At 74.7% G+C, this 16856-nt stretch carries 1 protein-coding gene; it reads right to left on the bottom strand.

Going from position 1 to position 16856, the window contains the following annotated elements; translation table 11 throughout:
- Positions 1-26 precede the first annotated feature (26 nt).
- Complete coding sequence (locus ACSNOK_RS01505; RefSeq protein ID WP_436778677.1) at positions 27-16817, bottom strand: type I polyketide synthase; 16791 nt, start codon at positions 16815-16817, stop codon at positions 27-29.
- Positions 16818-16856: the final 39 nt, after the last annotated feature.

Here is a 16856-nt window from a genome sequence, read left to right as displayed (position 1 = left end):
CCTCCACGCATCGAGCATCGTCAACTTCACTCCGACTCGCCGTCCAGGGCCAGGCGGATCAGGCTTTCCGCGTCCAGTGCGTCGAAGTCCCCGACCTCTTCGCCCTTGTCGTTCACGAGGTCGTCGTCGTGGACGTCGGCGAGCCGCATCAGCGCTTCCATGAGTCCGGCCTCACGGAACCTGGACAGCGGAACGCTCGCGAGCGCCTTCCGGAGTTTCTCCTCGGCGGGTATCGCCGCGCCATGTTCAGCGATCTCCGGTGACAGCTTTTCCTGGAGGAACGCGGCCAGTTCCAGGGGGTTGGGGTAGTCGAAGACGAGGGTGGCCGGCAGCCGCAGGCCGGTCGCGGTGTTGAGGCGGTTGCGCAGTTCCACGGCGGTGAGCGAGTCGAAGCCGAGGTCCGTGAAGGCCCTGGTGGGTTCGATCGCGTCGGCCGAGGCGTGGCCCAGCACGGCCGCCACATGGGTGCGGATCAGGTCGGTGAGCCTGCGCTCCCGGTCCTGGGGCGCGAGCCCCGCCAACTGCTGGTGCAGCGAGTCCGCGCCGCCGCCACCCGAGACGGCCGCACGCCGCCCGGTGCCACCCCGCACCAACTGCCGCCACAGCGGCGGCACTTCGGCGCTGCGGGCGGCTTGCGCCCGCAGCCCGGCCAGGTCGAGGTGGGCCGGGACGAGAACGGCCTCGTCGCGGGTGAGGGCCAGATCCAGCAGGGCCAGTCCGTCGTCCGCGCTGAGGGCGGTGACGCCGCCCCGGTTGATGCGTGCCCGTTCGGAGTCGGTGAGCTGCCCGGTCAGGGCGCTGGCCTCGTCCCAGAGGCCCCAGGCCAGGGACGTTCCGGGCAGTCCTGCCGCGCGCCGGTCGGCCGCCAGCGCGTCGAGGAACGCGTTGGCCGCGACGTAGTTGCCCTGGCCGGCCGCGCCGAAGGTGGCCGCCGCCGAGGAGAACAGCACGAAGTGTTCCAGGTCCATGTCCCGGGTGAGTTCATGCAGGTTCCACGCGCCGTCGGCCTTGGGCCGCATCACCGTCTCCACCCGCTCGGGGGTGAGCGAGGCGATCGTCCCGTCGTCCAGGACGCCGGCGGTGTGGACGACGGTCGTCAGTGACGTCTCCTTGGCGGCCCCCGCGATGACGGTGGCGAGCGCGTCCCGGTCGGCCGCGTCACAGGCCACGATCTGCACCGCCGCGCCCAACAGCGCCAGTTCCGCCGCCAGTGCGGCCACGTTCGGGGCGGACGGGCCCGAGCGGCCGGTCAGCACCAGCCCGTCGGCCCGTCCCGTCGCGGCCAGATGACGCGCCACGAGACCACCCAGCGTGCCCGTACCACCCGTCACCAGCGCCGACCGCCGGGCCGGCCGCGAGGCGACCGGGGCGGCGGCGACCAGTTGCGACACGGCGGAGGTGGCCGGAAGGGTCAGGACCATCTTTCCGGTGTGCCGTGCCTGCGACATGAACCGGAACGCCTCCCGCGCCCGCCGCACGTCCCACGCCCGCACCGGCAACCGCGACAGCTCACCCGCGGCCATCAGACCGACGATCCGCCCGAGCATCTCCCCCAGCCGCTCCGGCCCGGCCTCGCCGAGCTCGAACGGCCGGTAGACGACACCGGGATGCCGCTGCGCCAGGTCGTCGGCGTCCCGGAGGTCCGTGCGGCCCATCTCGATGAACGCACCGCCCTTCGGCAGCAACCGCAGCGAGGCGTCCGTCAGCTCCCCTGCCAGGGAGTTCACCACGATGTCCACCCCCGCGCCGCCCGTGGCGGCCAGGAACTCCGCCTCGAAACCGGCACTGCGCGACGAGGAGACGTGCGCCTCGTCCAGCCCCATCGCCGCCAGCACCGGCCACTTGGCCACACTCGCGGTCGCGAAGACCTCCAACCCGAGATGCCGGGCGATCTGCACCGCCGCCATTCCCACACCACCGGCCGCCGCGTGCACCAGCACCCGCTGACCGGCCCGCGCACCCGCCAACTCCACCAACGCGTACCACGCCGTCATGAAGGCGCTGGGGACGGCCGCGGCGTCGGCGTAGGACCAGCCGTCGGGTATCCGTGTCAGTTGCCGGGCGTCCGTCACCACGACCGGGCCGAAACCGCCGGCGGCGACGCCCATCACGCGGTCGCCGACCACCAGACCCGAGACCTCCGGGCCGGTCTCGATCACCGTTCCGGCGATCTCGCTGCCCAGCACGCCACCACCCGGGTACATGCCCAGGCCGATCAGCACGTCCCGGAAGTTCAACCCGGCCGTCCGCACCGCCACCCGCACCTGCCCGGCCTCCAGCGGATCACCGGCCCCCGGCGACTCCCCCGCCACCAGACCGTCCAGCGACCCGCCCGCGTCCGGCTCCAGCCGCCACAACCCCTCGGGCACCACCAGACCACCCGACGGACGCGACAGCCGCCGGCCCAGAGCGACCCCGCCCCGAACCGCCAACTCCGCCTCGCCGCAATCCACCACCGACGGCAACACCGCGGCAGCCTCACCCATCACGGCCCCGGCCGGCAGGTCCACCAGCACCAACCGACCCGGGTTCTCCGACTGCGCCGAACGCAGCAGACCCCAGACGGCAGCCGCCGCGAGGTCGGACACCCGCTCGCCGGCGGAGGCGGCCACGCCTCCACGGGTCACGACCACCAGCTGGGCCGACTCCAGGCGCTCGTCGCCGAACCAGTCCTGCGCCAGCCCCAGGGCCGCGCCGGTCGCCCGGCACGCGGCCCGCGCCACGTCGCCGTCCGTACCGTCCTCGTCACCCGCGCAGGCCAGCACAGTCCCGGGAGCGGCGGTGCCCGCCTCGACGGCGGCGGCGAGCTCGGTGAGGCCGGTGAAGGTACGCACCGGCACCCCGGCCGCCCTGAGTGCTTCCGCCAGGCCGAAACGGTCGGCACCGACCAGTGCCCACTCCCCCGCCGGTACGGCGGTCTCGGGGACCGGGGTCCACTCGACGGTGAACAGCGAGTCCGCCACTCCCTCTTCGGCGGGCCGCAGTCGGTCCGCCGACACCGGGCGGGTGATCAGTGACGCCACCGACACCACCGGAGCGCCCGAGGTGTCCGCCGCCGTCACGTTCAGACCGCCCTGGCCGTCCCGCCGCAGTCGCGCCCGCAGCACCGAGGCGCCACCGGCGTGCAGCTCCACGCCCGTCCACGCGAACGGCAGCCGCACCTGACCCGGCTCGTCCCGCTCGGCCTCGCCGACGAGGCCGCCGGCGTGCAGCACCGCGTCGAGCAGCGCCGGGTGCAGTGCGAAGGAGCCCGCGTCCCGTGCCACGGCCTCGGGGAGCTCCACCTCGGCGAAGACGTCCTCGCCCCGGCGCCACACCGCGCGCAGCCCCTGGAACGCCGGGCCGTAGCCGTACGCCCCCGCCGCCTCGTCGTACATCCCGCCGATGTCCACGGCCGTGGCCTCGCGCGGCGGCCAGACGGCCAGGTCGTCCTCCGCCGCGTGAACGGGACCGGAGGGCGCGACGGTGCCGCCGGCGTGCTGAATCCAGGGCTCGTCGGAACCGTCGGGCCGGGAGAACACCTCGACCGCGCGGCGCCCCTCGGCGTCGGCGTCGGCCACCACGACCTGGACCCGCACACCGCCGCCGTCACCGGGAAGCACCAGCGGCGCCTGCAACGTCAGCTCCTCCAGCAGACCGCAGCCCACCAGATCCCCGGCCCGCACGACCATCTCCACGAAACCGGTACCCGGCAGCAGAACCACACCGCCCACCACGTGATCAGCGAGCCACGGATGCGTCCGCACCGACAACCGACCCGTACACACCAGCCCCGCACCACCGGCCAGCTCCACCGCGGCGCCCAGCAGCGGGTGATCCACCGCGCCGAGGCCCAGCGACACCGCGTCCCCGCCGCCGACCGGTCCGGCCGCGCGCGGCCAGTACCGCTCGTGCCGGAAGGCGTACGTCGGCAGCTCCACCCGCTCCGCCGAGGGCAGCACCTTCTTCCAGTCCACCGCCACACCGTGGACGAACGCCTCGGCCAGCGAGGTGACCAGGCGCGTCGCGCCGCCGTCGTCGCGGCGCAGCGTCCCGCACACCCCGGCGGGGACCGCGCCCTGCGCGACCTCCTCCAGCGTGTCGTTCATCGCACCCATCAGCACCGGGTGCGGGGTCACCTCGACGAACATCTGGTGCCCCTGGCCGGCCAGCACCCGCACCGCGCGGTCGTAATGCACCGTCGCGCGCAGGGACGCGTACCAGTAGTCGGCGTCCAGTTCCTCACCCGTCAGGGTCTCGCCCGTCATCGCCGACACCATGGGCACCCGGCCCCCGCGCGGGGTGATCCCGGCGAGAGCGGACGTGATCTCCCGCTCCAGCCGTTCGACCTGGACGCTGTGCGAGGCGTAGTCCACGGCCACCATCCGCGCGCGGACGCCCTCCGCCTCCAGCTCGGCCTTCAGCTCCTCCAGCGCCTCCGGCTCACCGGACACCACCACCGCGGCCGGGCCGTTCACCGCCGCCAGCGACAGACGCTCACCCCAACGCGGCAGCCGCTCCTCGACCGCCGCGGCCGACAGGCTCACCGACAGCATCCCGCCCGCGCCCGCCAGCGCCTTCAACGCCCGCGAGCGCAGCGCCACCACGCGGGCGCCGTCCTCGACGCTGAGCATTCCGGCCACCGTCGCCGCGGCGATCTCGCCCTGCGAGTGGCCCACCACCGCCTCCGGTGTGACCCCGGCCGCCTCCCACACCGCCGCCAGGGACACCATCACCGCCCACAGCGCCGGCTGCACCACATCCGCGGCCTCCAGCGCGGGGGCGCCCTCGGCGCCCGCGAGGACGTCGCTCAGCGACCACTCCACGAACGGCGCCAACGCCCGCTCGCACTCCGCGAGACGCGCCGCGAACACCGGGCTGGTGGCGCTGAGTTCGCGGCCCATGCCCGCCCACTGCGAGCCCTGGCCCGCGAAGGCGAACACCGTCCGCACGCCCGGCCGGGCCGCCCCGGCGACCACCGAACCGGCGGGCACGTCGGCCGCCAGGTTCTCCAGGCCCGACACGAGTTCCGCCCGGTCACGGCCCACGACGACCGCACGGTGGTCGAACACCGACCGCGTCGTCGCGAGCGACCACGCCACGTCCGCCGGCTCCAGGCCCGGACGCGCGCTCACCCACTCGCGCAAACGTTCCGCCTGCGCCGCCAGGCCCTCGGCCGACCGGCCGGACACCAGCCACGCGCCGACGCCGTCGAGCTCGACCACGGCCTCGTCGGCGGTGTCGTCCGGACCGGCGTTGTCGTTCTCGACCGGGTCCGCTTCGGGGGCCGGGGCCTCCTCCAGGATGATGTGGGCGTTGGTGCCGCTCAGGCCGAACGAGGACACGCCCGCCCGCCGCGGCCGTCCGCCCGCGGGCCACGGCGCCGCTTCCGTCAGCAGCCGCACGTCGCCGGCCGTCCAGTCGACGTGCGGGGACGGCTCGTCCGCGTGCAGGGTCCGCGGCAACTGCTCGTTCCGCAGGGCGAGCACCATCTTGATGACGCCCGCCACACCGGCGGCGGCCTGCGTGTGACCGATGTTCGACTTCACCGAGCCGAGCAGCAGCGGCCGGCCCTCCGGCCGTTCCTGCCCGTACGTCGCGAGGAGCGCCTGGGCCTCGATCGGGTCACCCAGCTTGGTGCCCGTGCCGTGCGCCTCGACGGCGTCCACGTCGGCGGCCGTCAGACGGGCGTTGGCCAACGCCGCCCGGATCACCCGCTGCTGCGAGGGGCCGTTGGGGGCGGTCAGGCCGTTCGACGCGCCGTCCTGGTTGGTCGCGCTGCCGCGCAGCACCGCGAGCACCGGGTGCCCGTTGCGCCGCGCGTCGGACAGCCGCTCCACGACGACCATGCCCGCGCCCTCGGCGAAGCCCATGCCGTCCGCGTCCGCCGAGAACGCCTTGCAGCGCCCGTCGGCCGCCAGACCGCTCTGCTCGCTGAAACCGACGAAACCCTCGGGGGTCACGAGGAGCGTGATGCCTCCGGCCAGCGCCATCGAGCACTCGCCCGAGCGCAGTGCCTGCGCGGCCAGGTGCAGCGCCACCAGCGACGACGAACACGCCGTGTCCACCGTCACCGCCGGGCCCTCCAGGCCCAGCGCGTACGACACGCGGCCCGAGAGCACGCTCGTCGCGTTGCCGGTGATGAGGTGGGCCGCGCCGCCGAGGTCCGCGCCGTATCCGTAGCCGGACGCGTAGCCGCCGGCGAAGACGCCGGTCGAGCTGCCGCGCGCCGACTCCGGGTCGATACCGGCCCGTTCGAGGGCCTCCCAGGACAGTTCGAGGAGCAGCCGCTGCTGCGGGTCCATGGCCAGCGCCTCGCGGGGGCTGATGCCGAAGAACCCGGCGTCGAACCCGCTCATGTCCTCGATGAAGCCGCCGTGCCGCACGTACGAGGTGTCGCCGAGCGCCTCCAGATCCCAGCCCCGGTCCTCCGGGAAGCCGGAGATCCCGTCCCCGCCCGAGCCGAGGAGCGCCCACAGTCCGTCGGGGTCGGTCACGCCGCCGGGGTAGCGGCAGCTCATGCCGACGATCGCGATCGGCTCGTCCGCCACGGACGGGCCCTGTGCCGCCGTCGGTACCGCGGTGTCGTCCGGCAGGGCCCCCAGCAGCTCCGTGCGGAGGTACTCGCTGAGGGCACCCGGGCTGGGGTAGTCGAACAGCAGGGTCGCGGGGAGGCGCAGTCCGGTCGCGGTGTTGAGGTCGTTGCGCAGTTCCACCGCGGTCAGGGAGTCGAAGCCCAGTTCACTGAAGGCGCGGCCCGCCTCGACCGCGTCGTGTGAGGCGTGGCCCAGTACGTGGGCTGCCTTGGCCTGCACGAGTTCGGTCAGGGTCCGGTGCTGTTCGGTCCTGCTCATGGCGGACAGCCGACGCGTCAGGTCGCCTTCTTCTTCCCGAACGGCGGGGGCGTCCGCGAGGAGCCCGGCCAGTTGGCGGACTTCCGGCAGGTCCCGCATCAGCGGGACCTCCAGCAGGCTCGCCGCCGACCGCGGCGTCGCGAGGATGACGGACCAGTCGATGTTCGTCACCGTCAGGACGGTGTCGGAACCGTCGAACGCCTCGCCCAGGGCGCGGATCGCCAGGTCCGGGTCCATCACTCCTTCCCACTGGTTGCGGGCCAGCCGCTGCCGCGCGGCCTCGGAGCCCTGCGCCACTCCGGCCGCCCACGGGCCCCAGGCCACGGCGAGACCGGGGAGCCCCCGGCCGCGCCGGTTCTCGGCGAGGGCGTCCAGGTACGCGTTGGCCGCGGCGTAGTTGCCCTGGCCCGGGCCGCCCGTGGTGGCCACCACGGACGAGAACAGCACGAACGCGTCCAGGTCCAGGCCGGCGGTCAGCTCGTCCAGGTGGGCGGCGCCCGCGGCCTTGGCGGCCAGCGCCGTCTCCAGGCGGGCCGCGGACAGGCCGTCGATCACGCCGTCGTCCAGCACGGCCGCGGTGTGTACCACCGTGGAGAGCCCGGGGCCGCTCGCACCGATCCAGTCCACGAGTCCGGCGAGCTCCGAGCGGTCGCTCACGTCGCAGGTCACGACGTCCACACGGGTGCCTCGGGCGGCCAGGCCGGCGGCCTGCGCCGCGACGCCCGCTCCTGCGGGCCCGGAGCGGCTGGTCAGCACCAGCCGGCCGGCGTCACGCCCGGCGAGCCAGTGGGCCACGTGCCCGCCGAGCGCCCCGGTGCCACCGGTGACCAGCGCCGTGCCGCGCACGGAGCGCCTGCCGTCGTGCGCCGAGGGCTGCGGGGCGTGGGTGAGCCTGCGGCCCAGGATTCCGGCCGGCCTGATCGCCGCCTGGTTCTCGCCGCAGCCGGACAGCACGGCCACCAGCCGCGCGCCCGTCCGCTCGTCCAGTGCGGCGGGCAGGTCGATCAACCCGCCCCAGCGGTCCGGGTATTCGAGTCCGACGACGCGGCCGAAGCCCCAGACCTGCGCCTGCGACGGGCTGGTCGGCACCTCGCCGGGCCCGGTGGCGACGGCGCCGTGGGTGAGGAGCCACAGCGGTGCGCCGACCCCGGCGTCTCCCAGCGCCTGCACGAGTGCCAGCGTGGCGGCCAGTCCCGCGCACACCACGGGGTGGTCCGGTACGGGCGCCTCGTCGAGGGCCAGCAGCGAGACCGCGCCGGACAGCGCGCCGGATTCCGTGCCGGCGTTCCGCAGCTCCCGGTCGAGCAGCACGGCCAGGCCGGCCCGGCCCACCGTCGCGGCCGGCACCTCGACGACGGTCACCTGGGCGCCGCGCGCGGTCAGTGCCGTGACACATCCCCGCGTCAGCTCGGCCGCGGCCGGACCGGCGGGCGTCACGACCAGCCACTGCCCCGGCAGCCGGACGGTGCCCGGCTCCGTGACCGGCGCCCAGGTCACGCGGTAACGCCACTTGGCGGTGACCGACTTGTCCTGCTCACGCCGCCGCCAGGAGGCCAGCGCCGGCAGCACCGCGCTGAGCTGCTTCTCGTCCTCGATCGCCAGCGTCTGGGCGATCCCCGCGAGGTCACCGCCCTCGACGGCGGCCCAGAACTCCGCCTCGGCCGCCGCGCTCGCGCCGTCCCCGCCTATGGGGGTCGGGGTCACCGCCGACTTGAGCCAGTACTGCTCCTGCTGGAAGGCGTAGGTGGGCAACTCCACCGGCTCACCGGCGGGGAGGACCGTCTTCCAGTCCACCGGCAGGCCACCGACGTAGGCCTGGGCGAAGGAAGTGAGCAGCCGGGACACGCCGGCGTTGTCGCGCTCCAGCGTGCCCACCGTCAGCACGCCGCTCACGCCCGCGTCCTCGGCCGTCTCCGTCACCGCAGCGGTCAGCACCGGATGCGGGGAAACCTCGACGAAGTCGCCGTAACCGGCCCCCAGCAGGGCCCGGACGGCCTCTTCGAAACGGACCATCCGCCGCAGGTTCGCGAACCAATACCCCGCGTCCACCTCCGGACCCGAAAGCCACTCACCCGTGACCGTCGAAACCATCGGAACACGGCCCTCCCGCGGCGTGATCCCGGCAAGCTCCTGCTCCAGCACCGCCGCCAGCGGCTCCACCACCGGCGAATGCGCGACGAAATCCGTCTCCGGAATACGCCAGCGGAGCACATGCCGGGAAGCGAGCTCTCGCTCGAACTCCGCCAACGCCCCCGGCTCACCCGAGACAACGACGGAGGCCGGACCGTTGACCGCCGCCACCGACAACCGCTCACCCCAGCCCGTGGCAAGCTCCGCCACCGCCTCCGACGGCATCACCACCGACACCATCGAGCCCTCGACCGACAAACCACTCAGCGCGCGGGAACGCACCGCCACCACCCGGGCGCCGTCCTCCAGCGACAGCATCCCCGCCACCGTCGCGGCGGCGATCTCACCCTGGGAATGGCCCACTACAGCGTCGGGGGTCACACCAGCGGCCTCCCAGACCGCCGCGAGCGACACCATCACCGCCCACAGCGCCGGCTGCACCACATCGGCGGCCACCATCTCGGGCGCACCCTGCGCACCCGCCAGCACCTCACTCAACGACCACGACACATACGGCGCCAGCGCCCGCTCACACTCCGCGAGACGGGCAGCGAACACCGGGCTGGACTCCGCCAACTCCCGGCCCATGCCCACCCACTGCGACCCCTGCCCCGCGAACACAAACACCGTCCGCCCACCGGACCGGGCCACACCCGCGACAACAGACCGCGCAGGCGCCCCGTCCGCCAGGCTCTCCAGCCCCGCCAACAACTCCGCCCGGTCACCGCCGACCACAACGGCGCGCTGCTCGAACGACGACCGCGTCGCCGCCAGCGACCACGCCACGTCCACCGGCGCCAACTCCGGCCGCGCCTCAACCCACTGCCGCAGCCGCTCCGCCTGCGCCGTCAGACCCTCCGACGTGCGACCCGACACCGGCCACACACTGACGCCACCGGCCTCGACCACCGCCGGAGCGGTGGCCGTCGGGGCCACGTCGGTGGGCTCCTCCGGGGTGTGGGCCGCTTCGCCGTCCTCGGCCGGGGCTTCCTCCAGGATGACGTGGACGTTGGTGCCGCTCATCCCGAACGCCGACACACCGGCGCGGCGCACCCGCTCGCCGGCGGGCCACGGGACGGCATCCGTCAGCAGCCGTACGTCGCCCACCGACCAGTCGACGTGCGGTGTCGGCTCGTCGACGTGCAGCGTTCGCGGCAGCTGCTCGTGCTGCAGCGCGAGCACCATCTTCATCACGCCCGCCACACCGGCGGCGGCCTGGGTGTGTCCGATGTTGGACTTCACCGACCCGAGCCACAGCGGGCGTTCGGCCGGCCGCTCCCGGCCGTAAGTGGCGAGCAGGGCCTGTGCCTCGATCGGGTCGCCGAGGGTGGTCGCGGAACCGTGGGCTTCCACCACGTCCACCTCGGCGGGCGACACCCGGGCGGCGGCCAGTGCCGCGCGGATCACCCGCTGCTGCGACGGGCCGTTGGGGGCGGTCAGACCGTTCGACGCGCCGTCCTGGTTGATCGCCGAGCCGGGGATCACCGCGAGCACCTTGTGCCCGTTGCGCCGGGCGTCCGACAGGCGCTCCACCACGAGCATGCCCGCGCCCTCGGCGAAGCCCGAGCCGTCGGCCGAGGCCGCGAACGACTTGCAGCGTCCGTCCACCGACACTCCGCCGGCCTTGGCGAAGGCGACGAACACGTCCGGGGTGGCGGTGACCGTGGCGCCGCCGGCGAGGGCGAGCGAGCACTCGCCCGCCCGGATCGCCTGGCAGGCCATGTGCAGGGCGACCAGCGACGAGGAGCACGCCGTGTCGACCGTCACCGCCGGGCCCTCCAGGCCGAAGGTGTAGGACAGCCGGCCGGAGAGGACGCTGGTCGCGTTCCCGGTCACCAGGTGTCCCTCGACGACCTCCGTGCCCTCCAGCTCCACGTTGGTTCCGTACCGGGAGCTGTATCCGCCGACGAAGGCGCCGGTCTGGCTGCCGCGCAGGGTGTGCGGGTCGATGCCGGCCCGCTCGAACGCCTCCCACGACGTCTCCAGGAGCAGGCGCTGCTGCGGGTCCATAGCCAGGGCCTCGCGCGGGCTGATGCCGAAGAACGCCGCGTCGAACCCGCTCGCGTTCCGGACGAACCCGCCCCCTTGCGTGTACGACGTCCCGGCGCGTTTCGACTCCGGGTCGTAGAGCGCCTCGATGTCCCAGCCGCGGTCCTGCGGGAACGGGCCGATGGCGTCCGAGCCGGAGGCCAGCAGCTGCCACAGCTCCTCCGGGCCGGCCGCGCCGCCGGGGTAGCGGCAGGCCATGCCGACGATCGCGATCGGCTCGTCCGCCGCTCCCGCCGCCGCCGGGGCGGACGGCGCCGTGACGGCGGGCAGGTCGCCCGCCAGTTCCGCGCGCAGCAGCCCGGCCAGGGCCGCCGGGGTGGGGTAGTCGAAGACGAGGGTGGCCGGCAGCCGCAGTCCGGTCTCCGCGTTCAGCCGGTTGCGCAGTTCCACGGCGGTCAGCGAGTCGAAGCCCACGTCGGTGAAGGCCCGGCTGGCCTCGATCGCCTCGGCCGACGCGTGCCCCAGGACGGCGGCCACGTGGGCGCACACCATGTCGAGGAGCAGGCGGGCGCGTTCGGCGGCCGGCACCGATGCCAGCTGCCGCCGCAGCGCCTCTCCCGCCGCGGCGCCCACGCCGAGGACGGTGCCCGCTCCCGCGACGGTGCCCGCGGCGGCGGTGCGCCGGGCGGACGGGCCCGCCAGCGCCCGCCACAGCGGGGGGACGTCGTCGCTGCCCGCGGCCTGTGCGCGCAGTGCCGCCAGGTCCAGGCGGGCGGGTACCAGGACCGCCTCGTCTCGGGCCAGTGCCACGTCCAGGACGACGAGTCCCGCTTCGGCGTCCAGCGGTACGAAGCTCCGGTCGATCCGCGACAGCAGCCGCTCGTCCAGGTTCCGGCCGATGCCCTCCTCGTGCGCCCAGGGGCCGAGCTGGAGCGAGAGGCCCGCGAGCCCGGCCGCGCGCCGGTATCCCGCCAGGGCGTCCATGAACGAGTTCGCCGCCACGTAGCTGCCCTGGCCGGGCGCGCCGAAGGTGGCCGCCGCAGAGGAGAACGTGACGAAGCGCTCCAGGTCCAGGTGCGCGGTGAGTTCGTGCAGGTGCCAGGCGGCGTCGACCTTCGGGCGCATGACCGCCGCGAGGCGCTCGGGCGTCAGCAGTTCGATGACGCCGTCGTCGACGACTCCGGCGGAGTGGATGACGGAACCCAGCGGGTTCTCCGCCGGCACGGTCTCCAGGAGCGCGGCCAGCGCGGTGCGGTCGGCCGCGTCGCACGCGACGATCCGGACCCACGCGCCGAGCTCCGCCAGCTCCGCGGCGAGCACCGCCACACCGGCGGCGCCCGGGCCGGAACGGCTGGTCAGCACGGCACCGCCGGCGCGGCCCGTCGCCACCAGGTGCCGGGCCACCAGCGCGCCCAGCGTGCCGGTGCCGCCCGTCACGAGGACGGACCGGGCCGTGGCGTCGGCCTTCGGCGCGGCCGGCCACTCGACCGGTGCGAGTTCGCCGGAGGGCCGGGTCAGCCGTCTGCCGTAGGCGGCCTGTCCGCGGATCACCAGCTCCGGTTCGCCGCTGTCGAGGACGGAGGGCAGCACCCGGGCGTGTCGCCCGGCGTCCGCGGCGGGCAGGTCCGCGAGGAGCAGCCGGCCGGGGTTCTCCGCCTGCGCCGACCTCAGCAGCCCCCACACGGCGGCGGCGGCCGGGTCGGACACCGGCTCACCGGCGGCCGCGTCGACCGCGCCCCGGGTGACGACCAGCAGCCGCGCGGCGTCCAGGCGCCGTTCGGCCAGCCACCGCTGGACCAGGCCCAGGGCCTCACCGGTCGCCTGCCGGGCGGCTTCCGCCATGTCGTCGCCCTCGCCGCCGGCGCAGACGACGACCGTGCGCGGGTCGATGTCACCCGCCTCGGCGGCGGCGGCCAGCTCGGCGAGGCCGGCGAAGGTGCGCACGGCCACCCCCGCGGCGCCCAGCCCTTCGAGGAGCCCGAACCGGTCGGCGCCGATCAGCGCCCACTCGCCGGCCGGAGCCGGGGACTCGGCCACGGCCGCCCAGTCCGTGACGAACAGCGAATCGGTCAAGCCGGTTGCGGCGGACGGGAGTTGGTCCATCGACACCAGGCGCTTCACCAGCGAACCCACCGACACCACCGGGGCTCCGGTGGCGTCCGCGGCCGTCAGCGACAGGCCGCCCTGCTCGTCACGGCGCAGCCGTACGCGCAGCACCGAGGCGCCACCGGCGTGCAGCTCGACGCCCGTCCACGCGAACGGCATCCGGATCCGCCCCGGCTCGGCCTCGGCGTCCGTCTCCGCGAGGGCCGCGCCGTGCAGCGCGGCGTCGAGCAGCGCCGGGTGCAGGGCGTACTTGCCCGCCTCGTGTACCACCTCGTCGGGCAGCGTCACCTCGGCGTAGAGGTCGTCGCCCCGGCGCCAGGCGGCCCGCAGCCCGTGGAAGGCCGGGCCGTACACGTCCGCCAGGTGCACCGCGTACAGGTCCGCGATGTCCAGCGGCTCGGCGTTCCGCGGCGGCCATTCCCGCAGGTCCTCGGCCGGCCCGGCCGGCCCGGCCGTCAGGGCGGGGGCCACCACGCCGCTGGCGTGCCGCGCCCACGCCTGCTGGGCACCGGCTCCGTCGGGGCGGGAGAACACCTCCACCCCGCGGCGGCCCTCGGCGTCGGCCGCGGCCACCACGACCTGGATCTGCACTCCGCTGCCGTCGGAAGGCACCACCAGCGGTGCCTGGAGCGTCAGTTCCTCCAGCAGGCCGCATCCGGCCTGGTCGCCGGCGCGTACCGCGAGTTCCACGAAGGCGGTGCCCGGAAGCAGCATCACGCCGCCGACGGCGTGGTCGGCCAGCCAGGGCTGCGTGCGCACCGACAGGCGCCCCGTGCAGACGAGGCCCGCGCCACCGGCCAGTTCCACCACCGCGCCCAGCAGCGGGTGTCCCACCGCGCCGAGGCCCAGCGACGTCGCGTCACCGCCGGACGCCCGGACGGACAGGTCCGTCAACGTCCCCTTCGGCCAGTAGCGTTCGTGCTGGAAGGCGTACGTCGGCAGGTCCACCCGGCGGGCGGCGGGCAGCACCTTCGCCCAGTCCACCGCCACACCGTGGACGAACGCCTCGGCCAGCGAGGTGACCAGGCGCGTCGCGCCGCCGTCGTCGCGGCGCAGCGTCCCGCACACCGCGGCGGCCACCGCGCCGGGACCCGCCTCGCGCGCGACCTCCTCCAGCGTGTCGTTCATCGCGCCCATCAGCACCGGGTGCGGGGTGATCTCCAGGAAGACCTGGTGCCCCTGGCCGGCGAGGGTGCGCACGGCGCGGTCGTAGTGGACCGTCGCGCGCAGGCTCTCGTACCAGTACGCGGCGTCCAGTTCCTCGCCGGTCAGGGTCTCGCCCGACATGGCCGACACCATCGGCACGCGGCCCTTGCGCGGCGCGATCGCGGCCAGGACGGAGAGGATCTCCTCTTCCAGGCGCTCGACCTGGGCGGAGTGCGAGGCGTAGTCCACGGCCACCATGCGGGCCCGGACGCCGTCCGCCTCCAGCTCGGCCTTCAGCTCCTCCAGCGCCTGCGGCTCACCGGACACGACCACCGCGGCCGGGCCGTTGACGGCGGCCAGCGACAGACGCTCGCCCCAACGCGGCAGCCGCTCCACGACCGACGCGGCGGACAGGCTCACCGAGAGCATGCCGCCCGCGCCCGCCAGCACCTTCAGCGACTGCGAACGCAACGCCACCACCCGGGCGCCGTCCTCCAGCGACAGCATCCCGGCGACCGTCGCGGCGGCGATCTCACCCTGCGAATGACCCACCACCGCATCAGGGGCCACACCAGCGGCCTCCCACACCGCCGCCAGGGACACCATCACCGCCCACAACGCCGGCTGCACCACATCGGCGGCCACCATCTCGGGCGCACCCTCCGCGCCCGCCAGTACCTCACTCAACGACCAGTCGACATACGGCGCCAACGCCGCCTCGCACTCGGCGAGACGAGCCGCGAACACCGGGCTGGCCTCCGCCAGCTCGCGGCCCATGCCCAGCCACTGCGAGCCCTGGCCCGCGAAGGCGAACACCGGTCGCACATCGGTCGTGGCCACGCCGGAGACGACGGCGCCGCTGGGCGTCCCCCCGGCCAGGGCCTCCAGGCCGGCGAGCAGCGCGTCCCGGTCGTCGCCCACCACCACGGCGCGGTGTTCGAAGGCCGCCCGCGTGGTCGCCGACGACCAGGCCACGTCGGCCGGTTCCAGCTCCGGGCGGGCGGTGGCCCACTCGCGCAGCCGGTCCGCCTGCGCCGCCAGGCCGTCCGCCGAGCGCCCCGACACCAGCCACGCGCCGGCGCCGGCCACCACGGGCCCCGCGGCGGCGGAACCGCCCGCGTCCGCCGTCCCGGCCGTACCGTCCTCCGGTGCCGCGGTCTCCCGCGCCGCGCCACCGGTCGCGTCGGCGGCGGCCGGCTTGCCGCCCGCGCCCTCGTCGGCGGGCGCCTCCTCCAGGATGAGGTGGGCGTTGGTGCCGCTGCCGCCGAACGAGGAGACGCCCGCACGGCGCGGGCGCTCCCCGGCCGGCCAGGGCACCGGTTCCGTCAGCAGCTCCACCTCGCCGGCGGACCAGTCCACGTGCGGCGTGGGCTCCTTGACGTGCAGCGTCCGCGGCAGCTCGCCGTGCTGCATCGCGAGCACCATCTTGATCACACCGGCGACGCCGGAAGCGGCCTGCGTGTGGCCGATGTTGGACTTCACCGAGCCCAGCCACAGCGGCCGGCCCCCGGCCCGCTCCTGGCCGTAGGTGGCCAGGAGGGCCTGGGCCTCGATCGGGTCGCCCAGCCGGGTGCCCGTGCCGTGCGCCTCCACCGCGTCCACGTCGGCCGCCGAGAGGCGGGAGTTGTCGAGTGCGGCGCGGATCACGCGCTGCTGGGACGGGCCGTTGGGGGCGGTCAGGCCGTTGGACGCGCCGTCCTGGTTGATCGCGCTGCCGCGGATGACCGCGAGGACCTTGTGCCCGTTGCGGCGCGCGTCGGACAGGCGTTCCACGACGACCATGCCGGTGCCCTCGGCCCAGCCGGTGCCGTTCGCGTCCTCGGAGAAGGCGCGGCACCGGCCGTCCACGGACAGGCCCTGCTGCCGGGAGAACTCGACGAACATGCCCGGTGTCGCCAGCACCGTCACGCCGCCGGCCAGCGCCATCGAGCACTCGCCCGACCGGATCGCCTGGCAGGCCAGGTGCAGCGCCACGAGGGAGGACGAACAGGCCGTGTCCACCGTCAGCGCCGGGCCCTCCAGGCCCAGGACGTACGACACGCGGCCGGAGAGGACGGCGGTGAGGTTGCCGGTCATCATGTGTCCCTCAAGCCCGGCCGTGCCCCCTTCCGCCAGCTCCAGGTTCACTATGTAGTTCGACGTGAAACCGCCGACGAACACGCCGGTCTTGCTGCCGCGCAGGGTTCCGGCGTCGATGCCCGCCCGCTCCAGGGCCTCCCACGACACCTCGAGAAGCAGCCGCTGCTGCGGGTCCATCGCCAGTGCCTCGCGCGGGCTGATCCCGAAGAACCCCGCGTCGAACCCGCTGGCGTCGCGCACGAACGCGCCGGACTGCGTGTACGACCGTCCGGACTTCTCCGGGTCCGGGTCGTACACGCTCTCCAGGTCCCAGCCGCGGTCGGTCGGGAACTCTCCGACCGCGTCGCCGCCCTCCGACAGCAGCCGCCAGAGGTCCTCCGGGCTCTCCACCCGGCCCGGGTAGCGGCACGCCATCCCGACGATCGCCATCGGCTCGTAGTCGCCGGCCTCCAGCTTGTGCAGGCGCTTGCGCGTCTCCTGGAGCTCGGCCGCGGTCTTCTTGAGGTAGGCGAAGAGCTTCTCTTGGTTGTCCACAGTGACCCCTTGCTAAAGCGTGCCGTCAATAAGTCCGAA

Source organism: Streptomyces sp. URMC 126 (genome assembly GCF_051386555.1).
Taxonomy (GTDB): Bacteria; Actinomycetota; Actinomycetes; order Streptomycetales; family Streptomycetaceae; genus Streptomyces.
This window is presented reverse-complemented; position numbering and strand designations above follow the sequence as displayed.